We start from the raw sequence: 16,404 nt of genomic DNA on the forward strand, positions 1-16,404 counted from the left end.
TGCCGCTAGCCCCGGTCCGACTCCTCCAACACAGCTGCCTTCCGCGCACGCAGCGCGAAGAACGCCCCGAAGGTGAACACCTGCGTGACCACCACCAGCACGATGGCCCCGGCGATCTTGTTGCCGCCCAGGATCATGGTGAGCCCCACGATCGCTGACAGCAACGCCAGCAGGGGCAGCAGCATATATCCCAGGACGAACAGGGTTTCCGGTTTCTTCAGCATGTTCCTAGCCCTCGGTCCGTGACCACTTGGTGAATCGGTAGCGTGTGCCGTTGGCGGCGGTCAGCCAGCCGTCCGGCGGGACGGAGGCGGTGGCCTCCCAACTGGTACCAAGCTCCGGAGCGAACGTGTCGCCGTCGGCCTTCACGTCGATGGTGGTGACCACCGCGACGTTGGCAAGCTCGGTGGACTGGCGGAAGACGTCACCGCCGCCCAGGATCCAGACTGTTTCGCCGCCGTCGACAAACTGCGACTCAAGGAGCGCGTCATCCAAAGAAGGAACCACGACGGCGCCCGCCGCCTCAGGCGTCTGGGCCCAGCTTTTCTGCCGGGTGATAACGATGTTGGTGCGCCCGGGCAGAGGACGGTACTTATCCGGAAACGACAGCCAGGTCTTGCGGCCCATGATCACCGGGTGCCCGGTGGTGAGCCGGGTGAAGTGCTTGAGGTCCTCGGGCAGGTGCCAGGGCATGTCCCCGTCCTTGCCGATGACGCCGTCGGACGTCTGGGCCCAGACCAGGCCGACGCCGGTGATCGATGCGGCCAGTTCCTCACTGAAGGACTGCGGATCGGTGAAGTTTTCGGTGCTCATACGGCAATCGGTGCCTTGATGGTGGGGTGGTGCCTGTAGCCCAGCACTTCGAAGTCTTCCAGGGTGTAATCGAAGATCGACGCCGGCTTGCGGGTGATCTTCAGCTGCGGGTACTCGTACGGCTCGCGTTCCAGCTGCTTGAGGACCTGGTCCATGTGGTTCTCGTAGATGTGCACGTCCCCGCCCGTCCACACGAATTCGCCGGGTTCGAGGCCCACCTGCTGGGCGACCATGCAAGTGAGCAGCGCGTACGAGGCGATGTTGAACGGGACGCCCAGGAACATGTCAGCGGAGCGCTGGTAGAGCTGGCAGGAGAGCTTGCCGTCGGCCACGTAGAACTGGAAGAACGCGTGGCATGGCGGCAGGGCCATGTCGTTGAGTTCGGAGACATTCCACGCGGACACGATGTGCCGGCGGGAGTCCGGATTCGACTTCAGGTTCTCGATGAGTTCGGCGATCTGGTCGATGTGGCCGCCGTCCGGGGTGGGCCAGCTGCGCCACTGCACGCCATACACGGGGCCCAGGTCGCCGTCCTCATCCGCCCACTCGTTCCAGATGGTGACGCCCTGGTCCGTCATCCACTTGATGTTCGTTTCGCCGCGCAGGAACCACAGGAGTTCCACCGCGACGGACTTGAAGTGGACCCGCTTGGTGGTGATCAGCGGGAAGCTCTTGGAGAGGTCAAAGCGGATCTGGCGGCCGAAAACGCTGGTGGTTCCGGTGCCCGTGCGGTCCGATTTATGGGTGCCGGTGGCCAGGACATCGCGCAGGAGGTCTTCATAGGGCGTTGGGATGCTCACGCCCCAAGTCTACTGAAGCGTTCGCCTAATCATCGAAGGGCTTGAACTGCTCTACCGCCACGACCCGTTTCTTCCCGCTGTTGGCCAGGTGGCACACCACCAGTTCGCCGGGCGACAGGAAAGGCTCGTGTGCCGGCAGCAACTGCACGAGGTGTGAGGGCATATGGGTGGCCAGTTGCTTCAACACCGTTGGCAGGGCGGGCCGGTGGGTGCACACCACCACGGGCCGTTGCTTGTCGACCAGGGATTCGATGACGGCCGCGGTCTTCTTGGGAGTGCGCTGGTGCTTGTGCTCGGTGAGGCCCTCCGCCAGCTTCACCTTCGCGCCCGTGGCCCGCGCGTACGGGGCAACGGTGGCAACGCAGCGCAACCATGGGCTGGAGACTATCCGCATCGGTTTCCATGCCTGCAGGAGCCGGCCCACCGCCTGGGCCTGCCGGGAGCCGGTGGCCGCCAGCGGACGCTCACCTTCAGCCTTGCTCCAGGATGAGCGCGGCTTGGCCTTCGCATGGCGGAGCACCAGCAGGGGCCACGTGTCCAGCTCCCCGCGTTCGTGCGCGTCGCGCAGGGATTCAAGCGGGGCGACGTCGGACGGGTTGGACAGGAGGCGGGCGGCCTTGTCGGGGGCACACCACATGACGCTGTCCACCTCTTTGCCGTCCGGCACCAGGCTGTCGCCGTTGACCTTGACCGCCCAGTAGTGGACTACCTTGAGGCCGGACGCCACGTGGTAATGAATGGGCGGCAGCGGTATACCCAGTGGTGCCCTGAGGCCAATCTCCTCCCACACCTCACGGACGGCGCATTCGGGGACTGTCTCGCCGGCGTCGATCTTTCCCTTGGGCCACGACCAGTCGTCATAGCGGGGCCGGTGGATCAGCAGGACCTCGAGTCCGTCCTTGCCGGCGCGCCAGGGAATGGCGCCCGCTGCAGTGACGGCTACGGGTTCCCCCGGGTGGTCAGTCTGGTCGGCTATGAGTGCATCGCTCGACAACGCGGCGGCCCTTATCGCCGGCTCAGGCTGCGTTGCCGCGGCCGGGACGCCAGCAGCCAGGACTGGACGTCTTCGAGCGGCTTCCCGTCCTCGGACAGGTGGTGCCGTATCCAGCGGCCCTCGTTGTCAAGATGCCAGCTGGAAGTGTCCGGATCCATGTAGCGCCCCAGGAGGTCAAGGACGTACGTGATGTCATCAGGACTCTCCAGCTGCACCAGTGCCTCCACCCTGCGGTCCAGGTTGCGGTGCATCATGTCCGCGGAACCGATGTACACCACGGGGTCCCCGCCGTTGGCAAAGGCGAACACCCGCGAGTGCTCCAGGAACCGGCCCAGGATGGAACGGACGGTGATGTTGTCGCTCAGGCCAGGAACGCCGGGGCGCAGCGAGCAGATGCCGCGGACCACCACGTCCACCTTCACGCCCGCCTGGGACGCACGGTACAGGGAATCGATGATGGCCTCGTCCACCATCGAGTTCACCTTGATCTGAACATGGCCCGGCACACCTGCCCGGGCGTTGCGGATCTCTGTCTCGATCCGGTCGATGAGTCCGGAGCGCACGGAGCGGGGGGCCACCAGGAGGCGCTTGAAGGTTGACTTGGGGGCGTAGCCGGAAAGCTGGTTGAACAGCTTGGAAAGATCCTGGCCTACCTGGTCATTGGCAGTCAGCAGGCCCAGGTCCTCGTAGTACCGTGCGGTGCGCGGATGGTAGTTGCCGGTGCCGATGTGGCAGTAGCGGCGCAGCCCGTCCACTTCCTGCCGGACCACCAGCGAAAGCTTGCAGTGCGTTTTCAGGCCCACGATCCCGTACACCACATGCACGCCGGCCTGTTCCAGTTTGCGGGCCCAGGAGATGTTGGCCTGCTCATCAAACCTCGCCTTGATTTCCACCAGGGCCAGGACCTGCTTGCCGGCCTCAGCGGCGTCGATCAGGGCGTCCACAATGGGTGAGTCACCGGAGGTGCGGTACAGGGTCTGCTTGATGGCCTGCACTTTCGGATCCGCTGCGGCCTGTTCCAGGAACGCCTGCACCGAGGTGGAGAACGAATCGTACGGGTGGTGCAGCAGGATGTCCCGGCGGCGCATTGCAGCGAAGACGTTGGCGGCCTTGGAGGTTTCGGATTCGTTCAGGTACCGCGAGGTGTGCGGGACGTGCTTGGGGTAGTGCAGGTCCGCCCGGTCGATGCCGGCAATGACGGACAAGCCCCGCATGTCCAGCGGCGCCGGCACCGAATACACCTCGGACTCCTCGACGCCCAGCTCACGGATCAGCAGCGCCCGGATGTTGGGGTTGATGTCATTGGTGACTTCCAGCCTGACGGGCGGGCCGAACCGGCGGCGGAGGAGTTCCTTCTCCAGTGCCTGCAGGAGATTCTCGGCGTCGTCCTCCTCCACCTCCACGTCTTCGTTGCGCGTGACGCGGAAGGTGTGGTGCTCCAGGACCTCCATGCCGGGGAACAGCTTGTCCAGGTGGACGGCGATGACTTCCTCGAGTGCAATGAACCGTGCCACCCGGCCCGGCACTGCACCCGCGCGGGGGCCGTCGATGGAGATCAGCCGCGGCAACTGGTCGGGGACCTTCACGCGGGCGAAGAGCTCCTTGTCGCTGACGGGGTTCCGCACCACGACGGCAAGGTTCAGCGACAGCCCTGAGATGTAGGGGAAAGGGTGCGCCGGATCCACGGCAAGGGGCGTGAGGATGGGGAAGACTTTTTCCGCGAACATGACGCTGAGCTGCTGCTGGGCGGCGTCGTCCAGTTCCTCCCACTGCATGACGTGGATGTGCTCGTAGGCAAGGGCCGGGCGGATCTGCTCAGCGAAAACCTGCGCGTGCCGCTGCTGGAGCCGGTGGGCTTCTTCACTGATCCGCTCCAGCACCTCAACGGGGCTCAGGCCGGCGGGGGAGGGGACGGCGAGTCCGGTGGCGATGCGGCGCTTGAGGCCGGCCACGCGGACCATGAAGAACTCGTCCAGGTTGGAGGCGAAGATGGAAAGGAAGCTGACCCGTTCCAGCAGGTGCAAGGTGGGATCCTCGGCCAGCTCCAGCACCCGGGAGTTGAAGGCGAGCCAGCTCAGTTCCCGGTCCAGGAAGCGGTCAGGCCGGATGTCGCCTTCCGGCTGGAGGTTCGGTGCGAATTCAGGAATGTCGATGCGGTCCTGGGTGGCCCTGGCCGCCGGTACCTCGGAGGAGCCGAAGCGGGCCCGGACGGGCACCGCAACATCCTGGGACGTGGCTGTTCCGGACGGTTCCGGGTTCATGGCTTCTCCTTCGGCTGGCGCTCCGGTGCCGGCGCTTCCGCCCCGCGCGGCTCCATTTCAACCTTACAAGCATTAACGGTCACCACGGCCTTTGATTTACGCCGCGCCAGGGATTGTTCCAGCCGCCCTGCCTAACCGCGGGCGGGGCCGTACATGACGTCCATGTCCCAGCGGGTGAAGCCAAGCCGCCGGTACAGGGCAACGGCCGCGGCATTGTCCGCATCCACATAGAGCATGACCCCGTTCAACCCTGAGTCGCGGAGGTGTTTGATGCCGGCAATAGTGAGTGCCTTTCCCAGGCCCATGCCCTGCGCCCCGGGTGTCACGCCCACCACATAGACCTCGCCGATTGCCGGGTGCGACCCATGCCGGGGGTGGACCTTGGTCCAGTGGTAACCCAGGAGGCGGCCGTCCCGGTCCTCCGCCAGGAAGAACCCGGACGGATCAAACCATTCCTCCGCCATGCGCGCCTCGAGATCGGCCCTGGTGAGGTTGCCCTGTTCGGGGTGGTGGGCGAACGCTGCCCGGTTGGCAGCCAGCCAGGACTCCTCATCCTTGCCGGGGACGAAGGTGCGGATGGCTATGCCGTCCGGGAGGCCGGCGTCGGGCAGGTCCGCGCCCGTGGTGGTCATCCGCATCTTCCAGAGCTCGCGCACCGGCGCGTACCCGTAGCGGGCGGCAAGGTCTGCCGCGGCCTCGTGGTTGCCGTGGGACCAGGCCTTGAGCCCGTCAAAGCCCCTGACCTCCTTCAGCGCGCCCACCAGCCGGTCCGCTACGCCCTGGTTCCGGTACGAGGGATGGACGGCGATCTCCAGGATGCCGTGGGCGTCCGGTTCGTCAACCACGACGGCGAAGCCCGCCAGGTCCTGGCCGGTCACCGGATCAGAGTCCTCGTCCGGCGCGTAGAGGGCCAGCGTCAGCAGCGTGTGCTCCGCCGAATCCCCGGCACGCATGGTCACCAGGGTCTGTTCGGAAATGGAAGGATTGCCGTCCGATTCCTCAGCAGCGGCCAACAGGTCGCGGCAGTCTTTCAGCAGTTGCTGGTCAACTCCGCCCCGGACGACATGGACGGGCCACTTCTGCGGATGCGCTGGAGTCATGAGCCAAGGCTATACGCCGACGGCGGCCGGGGGCTCAGGCCTCGGTCAGTTCGTCTTCCTGCTGCCGGACCAGGGTGAGGCGGTAGCCGACGTTCCTGACCGTGCTGATCAGGTTTTCGTGGTCCGCCCCGAGCTTGGCCCGAAGCCGCCGGACGTGGACATCCACGGTGCGCGTGCCGCCGTAGTAGTCGTAGCCCCAGACCTCGGTCAGCAGTTGTTGGCGGGTGAAGACGCGGCCGGGGTGCTGGGCCAGGTACTTCAGGAGTTCGAACTCCTTGAAGGTCAGGTTCAGCGGCGCCCCATTGACCCGGGCGGTGTAGCTTGCCTCATCGATGACGACGCCGGCGGCACGGATTTCGCTCGGGGCGTCCTCCTGCTCGGGCACCGCCCGGGCAACGGACAGCCGGATGCGGGCTTCCACCTCAGCCGGGCCGGCGGAATCGAGGACGATGTCGTCCACAGCCCAGGCCGAGGACACCGCTGCCATGCCGCCTTCGGTCAGGATCAGCACGAGCGGGGCGCTGAGGCCCGTGGCTTTCAGGAGCTGGGTGAGGGAGCGGGCGCCCACCAGGTCCTTGCGGGCGTCCAGCAGGACAATGTCGCAGGGGTCTGTTTCCAGGAGTGCCGTGGGCTCGGCGGGGAGGATATGCACCCTGTGGTTCAGCAACTCGAGGGCAGGCAGAATGTCCACCGAAGAACCAGTGCTGTTGGTCAGTAACAGGATGTGCGACATTGTTCCTCCAAGGGCCGTCCGCGCATCATTGGGCGACTGAACCGGATTCTCACCGGCCGGTACTGGCTTCCTGCGGGAGGTTTTGGTCCGTCAGCGCGCCGCCGGCCAGCCACCTCAGCAGGGAGCGTAGCTGAGCTTTGAGTATACCCGGCAGCCCCTTCCAGGCCACAGATTCAGAACGTGGACAGGCACGTTTTGCGACATATCCAGTTCATATAGGGCAGGATTGGACCAGGGCGGACCAGCCCTGCCATGAGGGGGCTGACCAGCCTTCCGGCCGACCGCCAGGATGGGAAAACAGCGCAGTGAGTGCACCGACGAAGCACAGGCCGGGCCCCGCATGACGGCGGAACTGCAGGCACCCGTGCGTTCGCTTGGGTCCTGGACCGTCGGGGTCGTCGGTATCGCCGGCCTCGTTGCCATCATCGCGGGGGTCTACGCCTCGCCGGAGGCACTCGTCGTAGTGGGCGTCCTGATCGCCGCCGCGGTGGGCATCGGCTGGCCGCACTTCCTCCGCATCCCAGCCAAGAAGACCCTCGCCGCGGTCATCGCCCTGCCGGGTGCAGGTGCCGCAGTGGCGGCCGCCCTAACGCCGGCGCCGGGTTACCTGGACTGGACGCCGGCTTTTGTGGCGCTTGGGATGATGGCAGTCTTCGTGGTGCAGTTGATCCGCGGCACCGGGCAGGCGCAGAGGCTGGAGTCCACCCTGGGATGCTGCGCCGGCGTCCTGCTTTCCTGCCTCGGCGCCGGCTGGATTGCCGGCTCCCGCTTCAACGGCGTCCGCGAGATGCTTCTGGTGGCGGCGATCAGCGCGGCAGTGGCCTTGATGGCGGGACTCATCCGTTGGCCGGACAGCATCGTTGCTCCTCTTGGAGTCGTGCTTGCCGGACTGGCCGGCCCGCTCGCCGGGCTGGTCCTGTCAGATATTGCCGTCCTCCCGGCCGCCGTCTTCGGTGTGGTTGTCGGCGCGGTCCTGGCGAGCTTCCGCCGGCTGGCCACGCTCCGCGGCGCACCGCTGAACATCCCGGCCGCGCTGGGCATGGGCCTTGCCCCCGTCTCGGCCGTCGGGTCCCTGGCGTACTTCATAGACAAACTACTCATCTACTAACGGTTAGGATGGCACCATGTCCGTACTTGCTTTTGAAATCTTCTTCCTTGTCCTGCTCGGCATCGCGAGCCTGTCCATGGCCTGGTTCGCCGGCTTCGTGGTCTACCGTCTCTTCAAGGGCCAGCAGTAGCCACCCCTTACCCAGGACGAGCCACATCTGGAGGTAAGACCAATGCCCATTGAGATTCCTACAGACCTGACCCCCGAACTCGTCCCCCTTTCCTGGCTCATCGGTGAGTGGGAGGGCCGCGGCCGGCTGGGCAGCGGCGACGAGGATTCCGAGCACTTCCTGCAGCACGTTTCCTTCACCCACAACGGCCTGCCGTACCTCCAGTACCGGGCCGAAAGCTGGCTGACCGACGACGACGGCACGCGCCTGCGGCCGCTCACCGTCGAGACGGGCTTCTGGGCACTGGAGCGCAAGCAGCTGGATGCCGACGGCGGTCCCGGGCTGGTGCCTGCAGACATCGTGCCGGTGTTGAAGAGCGCCGACGAGGTTGAAGCACTGCGCAACAAGGACGGCGGCTTCGATATCTCGGTGTCCATCTCGCACCCCGGCGGAATTTCGGAGCTGTACTACGGCCAGATCAAGGGCCCGCAGATCCAGCTGACCACAGACATGGTGATGCGCGGCAGCCACTCGAAGGACTACAGTGCAGCAACCCGGATCTTCGGCCTGGTGGACGGGAACCTGTTGTGGCGGTGGGACGTTGCCGCGGGCGGCGAAGCAGGAAAGGGGCTGGAGGCGCACGCCTCCGCGTTCCTGCACAAGGTTTCCTGACCGGGAGAGGTTTCCTGAACCATAAGAGGGGAGCGGCACCGTGGACGAAAGCACCGAAGAAGCAGCAGGAGCGCCGGTTGGTTACAGCGACCTCAAGGCCGTCTTCTTCAATGGCACGCTGAAAAAGTCGCCCCAGACTTCCAACACGGACGGACTGATCCGCATCAGCCGCCTGATCATGGAAAAGCAGGGCGTCAGCACCACGGTGATCCGCACGGTGGACCACGACATCGCCAGCGGCGTCTACCCGGACATGACCGGGCACGGATGGGCCACCGACGAGTGGCCGGAGCTGTATCCCGCGGTCCGGGAAGCGGACATTGTCGTGGTGGCTGGCCCCATCTGGCTGGGGGACAACTCCTCCCAGACCAAGAAGCTGATCGAACGCCTTTACGCCCATTCCGGTGAGCTCAACAGCAAAGGCCAATGGGCGTTCTACCCGAAAGTGGGCGGCTGCCTGATCACCGGAAACGAGGACGGCATTAAGCACTGCGCCATGAACGTCCTTTACAGCCTGCAGCACATCGGGTTCAGCATTCCTCCGCAGGCCGACGCCGGATGGATCGGGCCCGTGGGTCCGGGACCAAGTTACCTCGACGAAGGCTCGGGCGGCCCGGAGACGGACTTCACCAACCGGAACACCACCTTCATGACCTGGAACCTCCTGCACCTGGCGAGGATCCTCAAGGACGCCGGGGGCTACCCCGCTTACGGCAACCTGCCGAATGAGTGGAACGCCGGCACCCATTTCGGTTTCGAAAACCCGGAATACCGCTGACCTCCAAGGACTTCTACTTCATATGACTACGCCCAGCCCTTTGTTGTCGCGCCCCGGCGCCGTCGAGGCCACCGGCCCCGACGCCGGAGTCGCCGCCCACTATGGCGAGCCGCTGCGCGAGCAGCGCGCACTCGCCGCCGGAACCGCCGTCGTCGACCTTTCGAACCGCGGCGTGGTCACCGTTACCGGGCCGGACCGGCTCAGCTGGCTCAATACCCTGTCCTCGCAGCAGGTGGCGGCCCTGAAACCAGGCGAGTCCAGCGAACTGCTGCTGCTGAGCGTCCAGGGCCGCATTGACTTCGACGCCCGCGTCATCGACGACGGGGAGACCACCTGGCTGATCGTTGAGGCCGCCGAGGCCGCGCCGCTTGCCGAGTACCTCAACCGGATGAAGTTCATGCTGCGCGTGGAGATTGCCGACGCCTCGGCGGACTGGGCCGTAGTGGGCAGCACCCGGGCCGTCCCCGAATGGTCCGGCCGGCTCGCCTGGCAGGACCCCTGGCCGCACGTTTCCGCAGGGGGATACTCCTACGCCACCGTCCCGGAGGAGAACCATCCCGGACATGAACGTCCCTGGTTCGAGTACCTCATCCCCGCCGCCGGGCTTGAGGACGCCGTCGCCGGGCGCGCGCTGGCCGGTGTGCTCGCCGCCGAGGCCCTCCGGGTCGCCGCGTGGCGCCCCCGGATCGGTGCCGAGACGGATGACAAGACCATTCCGCACGAACTGGACCTGCTGCGCACCGCCGTGCACCTGGCCAAGGGCTGCTACAAGGGGCAGGAAACCATCGCCCGCGTCCACAACCTCGGCCACCCGCCCCGCCGGCTGGTCTTCCTGCAGCTGGACGGTTCGCAGCACACCCTGCCCGCGGCCGGCAGCCCCATCCTGGCCGGGGAGCGGAAAGTGGGAACAGTGACTTCCGTGGTGCAGCACTACGAAATGGGCCCGGTCGCCCTGGCAGTCATAAAGCGCTCCGTGGCCCCGGATGAAATACTGACGGTCCTGGACGGCGATGAGCCGTACCCTGCCGCCCAGGAACTCATTGTCGCCCCTGACGCCGGCCAGGTAGTGGGGCGCCAGACCGGATTCCTGAGGGGGCCACACTGATGACCGAGAACACCGGGACCACACCCGCGGGCGCGGGGACAGAGGCAGCGGCAGGGCACGACGACGACGCGCTGGCCCTGGCGCATACGCTCTTCCAGGCTGCCCGTGAAGGAAGCGATACGCTGCTGGGTGCCTACCTGGACGCCGGTGTTCCCGCCACCATGACCAACTCCGCCGGCGACTCCCTGCTCATGCTGGCCGCGTACCATGGCCATGCCGGGACCGCGCAGCTTCTCCTGCAGCACGGCGCCGACGCCAACACCGCCAACGACCGGGGCCAGACCCCCCTCGCCGGGGCGGCATTCAAGGGCTACACGGATGTGGCCCGGGTCCTGCTGGACGCCGGAGCGGATCCGGACGCCGGTACGCCGTCGGCCCGGGCCGCGGCGCAAATGTTTGCCCGCACGGAGATCCTGGACCTGCTGGGCTGATCTTTCCGGGTTTCCGCCCGGCACCAACCAAAACTTCCCAAAGGATGACCGAGTGGAAAACGTAGCAAAGCCCTGGCCGGCCCTGTGGTCCCTGGTGATCGGGTTCTTCATGATCCTGATCGACACCACCATCGTGTCCGTTGCCAACCCCCGGATCATGGAGGGCCTGAACGCCGACATCAACTCGGTGATCTGGGTGACCAGCGCCTACCTGCTGGCGTACGCCGTCCCCCTGCTCATCACCGGCCGGCTCGGTGACAGGTTCGGGCCCAAGAAGCTTTACCTCTCCGGCCTGGTGGTGTTCACCCTCGCCTCCCTGTGGTGCGGCTTCGCCGGCGACGTCCGGATCCTGATACTTGCCCGCGTCCTCCAGGGCCTTGGCGCGGCCATGATGACACCGCAGACCATGGCCGTGATCACCCGGATCTTCCCGCCGGACCGCCGCGGTTCAGCGATGGCCGTCTGGGGGGCTACCGCCGGAATGGCAACCCTCGTGGGGCCCATCCTCGGCGGCGTCCTGGTGGACGGCCTTGGCTGGGAGTGGATCTTCTTCATCAACGTGCCCATCGGCGTCGTGGGCTTCATCCTGGCAATGCGCAACGTTCCGGCCCTCACCACCCACCCGCACCGGTTCGATATCCCCGGCGTCCTGCTGAGCGCCGTCGGGCTGTTCCTGCTGGTCTTTGGGATCCAGGAGGGGGAGACCTACAACTGGGGCACCATTACCGGACCCATCAGCGTGTGGGGCCTGATCATCGCCGGCATCGTCGTGCTCGCCGCCTTTGTCCTGTGGCAGCGGTTCAACAAGGGCGAACCGCTGCTGCCGCTGGCGCTTTTCCGGGACCGGAACTTCTCTCTGGCGAACATCGGCATCACCACTGTGGGCTTCACCGTGACGGCCTTCAGCCTGCCGCTGATCTTCTACTACCAGCTGGTCAGGGGCCTCACCCCCACGCAGTCCGCCCTGATGATGGTGCCCATGGCACTGATCTCCGGCGGCCTGGCTCCCGTGGTGGGGAAACTGGTGGACCGGGTGAACCCCAAATACATCACCGCCACCGGACTGGTCCTCATGGCAGTAGCGCTGCTGTGGAACTCGGCGCTGATGCAGCCGGACACGCCCATCCTGATGTTCCTCCTTCCCAGCGCGGTCCTGGGCTTCGCCAACGCCGGTATTTGGGCTCCCTTGAGCACCACCGCCACCAGGAACCTGCCGCCGCGACAGGCCGGGGCAGGGTCGGGTGTCTACAACACCACCCGCCAGATCGGCGCGGTCCTGGGCAGCGCCGCCATTGCCGTGCTGATCCAGTCCCGGCTGGCCGCAGAGCTTCCGTCGAGGGGGCCGGGCGGGTCCGCCGGCGAAGGACTGGCAATGGGCGGTTCACTGCCGGAGTTCCTGCATGCTGGATTCTCGACGGCGATGGGCCAGTCCATCCTGCTGCCGGCCGGAGTGATCCTGGTCGGCGCGGCGGTGGCGTTGTTCTTCGCCAAGCCGCAACCGGTCCAGGGCTGGGGCGGGCAGGGGCAGCAGCAGGGACAGGCGTCAGCGAAGGTGGACGCTGGTCTGGATTCCGCCGGCTGAGAGGCCCAGCTTCCGCGCCAGCGCCAGGCATCCGGTGTTGCTGACGTCCGCACACCATTGCAGCGTCAGGCCGGCGGCAAGGGCCTCGTGGGCGGCAATGGAACCCGCCAACGAGCCCAGGCCGCGGCGCCGCCACTCGGGGTCCACCAGCACGCCCATGTTGGCCAGCAGGCCCTCCCACTCCCCGTAGGCTCCGCAGGCCAGGGGCACCCGCCTGCCGTCCAGTTCGTGCACGATGGTGTAGCGGTTCTCGAGGTCGGACAGGCCCACCTCGTTGACGTCGTCCGGCGGGCATCTGCCCTCCAACTCGATTGCCTCCGGATTCCCGTGTGAGACCGTCAGCTCCTCGGACGGCTGCTGGAGCGGCAGGTCGTCGGCGAAGAACAGGGCGGCGGCTCCGAGCCCGTGGCCGCCCTGTTCCCGGGTCAGTTTCAGGAGCGTCACATGGTGCGCCATCTCCTCGTCAGGGATGTCCGTCGCGGCGTCGATGACGCTCTGTGGTCCCACCAGCGCGGAGCTTCCGAACAACCGCACAAACTCGACGGCCCTGGCCGATTCGTCGGCGCGGACAATCCTCTCGCCGGATGCCAGTGCGTCCCCGAAGGCGTCGTCGTCAAGGCCCAGCCGGCGCGCCCACGCCAGCTGGATGATGGCCGCGGAGCCGGGATCAAGTGTCATGGTCCCAGCCTAGGGCGGCCCGAAGGCCTAGCCGAACAGGACCGCGGCTTCGTCGTACCGGTTTTGCGGGACGGTCTTGAGCTGGCCCAGGGCCTCTTCGAAGGCGACGTGCCGGATGTCGGTGCCTTTCAGTGCCACCATGGTGCCCCAGTAGCCTTCCACCACGGAGTCGATGGCGGCCATGCCCAGCCGGGTGGCCAGGACCCGGTCGAAGGCGGAGGGGACGCCGCCGCGCTGGATGTGGCCCAGGATGGTGGCGCGGGTTTCAATGCCGGTGCGGGCTTCGAGCTCGGGGGCCAACTGGTCGGCGATGCCGCCCAGGCGGGGACGGCCAAAGGTGTCCAGGCCGCGCTCGGAGTGCGGGCTTTCCATGTGTTCCGGCACGAAGCCTTCGGCCACCACCACCAGGGGCGCGCGGCCACGGTGCTGGGCTTCCTTCACCCATTCGGTGATTTGCTCGATGCTGACCTTCTGCTCCGGGATGAGGATCGCGTGGGCACCGGCGGCCATGCCTGCGTGCAGCGCAATCCAGCCCACGTGCCGGCCCATTACCTCAGCGATCATGCAGCGGTGGTGGGACTCGCCCGTGGTGCGGAGGCGGTCGATCGCCTCGGTGGCGATCTGGACGGCGGTATCGAACCCGAAGGTGTAATCGGTGGCGTCAAGGTCGTTGTCCACGGTCTTGGGTACGCCCACGATCTTGAGCCCGGCATCAGTCAGGCGCTTGGCTGCCGCCAAGGTGCCCTCACCGCCGATGGCGATGATGGCGTCGATGCCCAGCCGGTCCATGTGGGCTTTGATGGCTTCCGGGCCGCCGCCGTTTTCGAACGGGTTGGTGCGGGAGGTGCCAAGGATGGTGCCGCCCTGCTTGGCGATGCCGCGGACCAGGGTTCGGGGGATGTCGATGATGTCCCCCTCCACCACGCCCCGCCAGCCATCCCGGAATCCGACGAATTCCTGGCCGTGGACCGCGATGCCTTTAAGCACCGCACCTCGGATCACGGCGTTCAATCCGGGGCAGTCGCCACCGCTGGTGAGGATTCCAATTTTCATGTTCGGCTCAAATCCTGGGGAGAAGGTTTACAGGCAGAGCGCCACGCTGAGCTCACCTAGAAGTGTAGTGGGGGGTGTGGGGTACGACACAAACCGGTTACACGGGGGCCATCGCTGCCGCGGACACGGAAAGGCCCCTGCCCCGGTAAAAGATCCACGAGGGCAGGGGCCGGCGTTCTGGCGGTCAGGGCCGGTTGAGCGACCGCCGGTCCAGGAACGTCTGCAGCAGGATCTCATTGCGCTGGTCCGGAATGATGATCCAGGCCAGGAGGTAGAAGATCACGGCTGGCCCGGGGAGCAGGCAGAACAGCAGGAAAGCGATGCGGACATACGCCACATCCACGTTCAGCTGAGCGGCGATGCCTCCCAGGACTCCACCGACCCAGCGCTGCGGGCCGCGCTTCAGGCCGAAGCCCCTGACAATGCTGAAGAACTTATCCATGGTTCAAGACTTCCCTGTAGTTGGTTCGTTGTCACGTCTGCGGGCGGAAAGGAGGCCACCTGCCACCAGGGCTACGCCCGCGCCGATCATGAGGCCGATCAGGACGTAGGTTCCGTTGAGGGTGACGATGCCCAGTTGGGCCACGATGATCAGCGCGGCCAGGGCCAGGACGATCAGTCCCCACACCACCGTTCCCACCCTGGCAGGTGCCGGTCCGGCAATGTCCTGGCCCGCCGTCGTCGGGGTACTGCTGTTGTCCATGTCAGTTGCCTTCCTGGATTGTGACGTTGCTGAAGGTTCCGTCGATCCGCACCACCAGGTGGTTGCCGGGCCTGTCCGTGTTGTAGCTGCTTTCACGGGTGGTGGTGCCGCCGCGCTGCCCGCTTGCCTCGTTCAGGTTCCCCATCGTCATGTCCGCTTTGACGTCCACGGGCACGTTCTGCGGAATCACCACGGTCACATTGCTGGCGGTGATGTCCAGGGGAACCACGACGTCGGCCGTCAGGGGGGCGGTGGGGGAGAGGCCCGTGAGGTCCACGGTTCCCCGGCCGGCGGTGATGTCAATGCCGCCGCGTGCCTCCTCAATGCTGGCAGGGCTCCAGTCCACCTGCTGGAAACGCGCCCGGCCGTCGCCCAGCGTGTTGTAGATGCCGCCGGTGACCAGGGCGATCACGGCAAAGAGGCTCAGGATGCCGGCTGTCCGGCCGCGGAAGCCCGCCACCAGGATGCCCAGGCCCAGGACTGCCGCCGCGCTGGCCCAGACGATGGCGTTGGCGGAGCCGCCCAGGTTGATGATGTTCGCGGCGTCGAGCGCCTTGAGCCCGCCGCCCACCAGCAGGGCAGATCCCGTTGCGATGGCCACTGCCGGGGCGCCGGGGCCGGATGGCCGGGGCTTCGGCGGCCGCGGCGGAACCCAGGGGGCGGGGTAGCTGCTTCCGGAAGGGCTGTAGCTGCCTTGGCCGTAGGGACCGGTGCCCGTTGCTCCGGCGGAACTGCTGCCGAATGGGGGTGCGGCAGCGGGCCCGGAGGCGGTGCCTGCGGAGAATGTCGAGGTGTGACCCGCGGGGCTTGCCATCGGATAGGTCCCGCCTGGAGCGGCGGTGCCGTGGCCGGCCATGGTGGGGTGGGCCTTGTTGCGCTGGGAGAGGTAGTAGATCAGGTAGATGGCGCCGCCCACCCAGAAGAGGGTCCACAGCAGTCCGCTCAGGCCGTTGTGGCTCCAGCCCCAGAAGCCTCCGCCCAGGCCCGTGAGGCCCAGGACTGTGGCGATGAGGGAACCAGTCATGCCGCTGGACCAGCGGCCGGCGCCGGCTTCCTGGATGTGGATCCTGCCGTCAGGTTCCGGAAGGAAGGCCCAGGCCAGGCCGTACAGCAGGACTCCGATGCCCGCCAGGAGGGTCAAGACAATAAAGACGCCGCGGATGATGATGGGGTCAACGCCCAGCCGGTGGGCGATGCCGCTGCACACGCCGCTGATCCACCGGTCGTTGCCCCGGTAGATACCGTTGCTGCGGATCCAGCCGAAGAAATCGGTGGAAGGAGCCGGGGTGGGGCTGCCCTGGTAGGAGTAGCCCGGGGAAGAGTCCGCCGGGGCACCCGTCGAGGGGTCCGGAGGGGTGGAGGCAGCGGAGGGAAGCGGCTCGGTGGGCCGCTCTGCGCCCGGGCCGGGCTGCCCGTCGGGGAGGGGCTCGGCAGGGTGTTCGTCGTCAGGGGAAGGGGTCTGCGAGTTCATACCTCGATCCTCC

General features: G+C 66.6%; 18 protein-coding genes. 6 read left to right on the forward strand and 12 right to left on the reverse strand.

The features are described from left to right. Positions 1 to 5: 5 nt before the first annotated feature. From J7I84_RS12680 to J7I84_RS12710, 7 genes are all read right to left on the reverse strand, one after another. The gene (locus J7I84_RS12680) at positions 6 to 224 is read right to left on the reverse strand and encodes an NF038396 family protein (RefSeq protein ID WP_214944926.1); all 219 of its coding nucleotides are present in this window, start codon (positions 222 to 224) and stop codon (positions 6 to 8) included. Positions 225 to 228: 4 nt separating this feature from the next. Next, complete coding sequence (locus tag J7I84_RS12685; RefSeq protein ID WP_214944927.1) at positions 229 to 813, reverse strand: dihydrofolate reductase; 585 nt, start codon at positions 811 to 813, stop codon at positions 229 to 231. Further along, a complete protein-coding gene (locus tag J7I84_RS12690; protein WP_214944928.1) occupies positions 810 to 1,613 on the reverse strand; it encodes a thymidylate synthase in 804 nt (267 codons plus the stop codon). The genes J7I84_RS12685 and J7I84_RS12690 overlap by 4 nt, the downstream gene beginning before the upstream one ends. A 25-nt stretch (positions 1,614 to 1,638) precedes the next feature. Next, on the reverse strand, positions 1,639 to 2,607 hold the full coding sequence (locus J7I84_RS12695; protein ID WP_214944929.1) for an NUDIX hydrolase: 969 nt from the start codon (positions 2,605 to 2,607) through the stop codon (positions 1,639 to 1,641). An 11-nt stretch (positions 2,608 to 2,618) separates the two neighbouring features. Further along, positions 2,619 to 4,868: an RNA degradosome polyphosphate kinase gene (locus J7I84_RS12700; protein WP_214944930.1), complete on the reverse strand. Its 2,250-nt coding sequence runs from the start codon at positions 4,866 to 4,868 to the stop codon at positions 2,619 to 2,621. A gap of 131 nt (positions 4,869 to 4,999) precedes the next feature. Next, the gene (mshD, locus tag J7I84_RS12705) at positions 5,000 to 5,968 is read right to left on the reverse strand and encodes a mycothiol synthase (protein ID WP_214944931.1); all 969 of its coding nucleotides are present in this window, start codon (positions 5,966 to 5,968) and stop codon (positions 5,000 to 5,002) included. 34 nt (positions 5,969 to 6,002) lie between these two features. Continuing rightward, positions 6,003 to 6,701 (reverse strand): response regulator transcription factor, encoded by a 699-nt coding sequence (locus J7I84_RS12710; RefSeq protein ID WP_133345752.1) that lies wholly within the window; start codon positions 6,699 to 6,701, stop codon positions 6,003 to 6,005. Between the two features lie 340 nt (positions 6,702 to 7,041). Between J7I84_RS12710 and J7I84_RS12715 the strand changes: the two genes are divergently transcribed. The 6 genes from J7I84_RS12715 to J7I84_RS12740 all read left to right on the forward strand — a co-directional run bounded on the left by J7I84_RS12715 (position 7,042) and on the right by J7I84_RS12740 (position 12,486). Beyond that, entirely contained in the window at positions 7,042 to 7,809 is a 768-nt protein-coding gene (locus J7I84_RS12715) for a permease (RefSeq protein WP_214945006.1), read from the forward strand. 172 nt (positions 7,810 to 7,981) lie between these two features. Further along, positions 7,982 to 8,590 (forward strand): FABP family protein, encoded by a 609-nt coding sequence (locus tag J7I84_RS12720; RefSeq protein WP_214944932.1) that lies wholly within the window; start codon positions 7,982 to 7,984, stop codon positions 8,588 to 8,590. A 40-nt stretch (positions 8,591 to 8,630) separates the two neighbouring features. Next, complete coding sequence (locus J7I84_RS12725) at positions 8,631 to 9,368, forward strand: flavodoxin family protein (RefSeq protein ID WP_214944933.1); 738 nt, start codon at positions 8,631 to 8,633, stop codon at positions 9,366 to 9,368. Positions 9,369 to 9,390: 22 nt separating this feature from the next. After that, a complete protein-coding gene (locus J7I84_RS12730) occupies positions 9,391 to 10,473 on the forward strand; it encodes a folate-binding protein YgfZ (protein ID WP_214944934.1) in 1,083 nt (360 codons plus the stop codon). Next, on the forward strand, positions 10,473 to 10,904 hold the full coding sequence (locus tag J7I84_RS12735) for an ankyrin repeat domain-containing protein (RefSeq protein ID WP_214944935.1): 432 nt from the start codon (positions 10,473 to 10,475) through the stop codon (positions 10,902 to 10,904). The genes J7I84_RS12730 and J7I84_RS12735 overlap by 1 nt, the downstream gene beginning before the upstream one ends. 52 nt (positions 10,905 to 10,956) lie before the next feature. Beyond that, on the forward strand, positions 10,957 to 12,486 hold the full coding sequence (locus tag J7I84_RS12740; protein WP_214944936.1) for a DHA2 family efflux MFS transporter permease subunit: 1,530 nt from the start codon (positions 10,957 to 10,959) through the stop codon (positions 12,484 to 12,486). Here J7I84_RS12740 and J7I84_RS12745 read toward each other — a convergent pair. The 5 genes from J7I84_RS12745 to J7I84_RS12765 all read right to left on the reverse strand — a co-directional run bounded on the left by J7I84_RS12745 (position 12,448) and on the right by J7I84_RS12765 (position 16,391). Then, a complete protein-coding gene (locus J7I84_RS12745; RefSeq protein ID WP_214944937.1) occupies positions 12,448 to 13,164 on the reverse strand; it encodes a GNAT family N-acetyltransferase in 717 nt (238 codons plus the stop codon). The two genes, J7I84_RS12740 and J7I84_RS12745, sit on opposite strands and share 39 nt — an antisense overlap. 27 nt (positions 13,165 to 13,191) lie before the next feature. Continuing rightward, the gene (locus tag J7I84_RS12750; protein WP_214944938.1) at positions 13,192 to 14,217 is read right to left on the reverse strand and encodes an ATP-dependent 6-phosphofructokinase; all 1,026 of its coding nucleotides are present in this window, start codon (positions 14,215 to 14,217) and stop codon (positions 13,192 to 13,194) included. Positions 14,218 to 14,401: 184 nt separating this feature from the next. Next, positions 14,402 to 14,659, reverse strand: a complete 258-nt coding sequence (locus tag J7I84_RS12755; protein ID WP_214944939.1) for a PspC domain-containing protein — start codon at positions 14,657 to 14,659, stop codon at positions 14,402 to 14,404. A 3-nt stretch (positions 14,660 to 14,662) separates the two neighbouring features. Then, the gene (locus tag J7I84_RS12760; RefSeq protein ID WP_214944940.1) at positions 14,663 to 14,920 is read right to left on the reverse strand and encodes a hypothetical protein; all 258 of its coding nucleotides are present in this window, start codon (positions 14,918 to 14,920) and stop codon (positions 14,663 to 14,665) included. Between the two features lies 1 nt (position 14,921). Further along, positions 14,922 to 16,391: a PspC domain-containing protein gene (locus J7I84_RS12765; RefSeq protein ID WP_214944941.1), complete on the reverse strand. Its 1,470-nt coding sequence runs from the start codon at positions 16,389 to 16,391 to the stop codon at positions 14,922 to 14,924. Positions 16,392 to 16,404: the final 13 nt, after the last annotated feature.

Origin of the sequence: Arthrobacter sp. ISL-85, from assembly GCF_018613675.1 — a bacterium.
Lineage (GTDB): Bacteria > Actinomycetota > Actinomycetes > Actinomycetales > Micrococcaceae > Arthrobacter.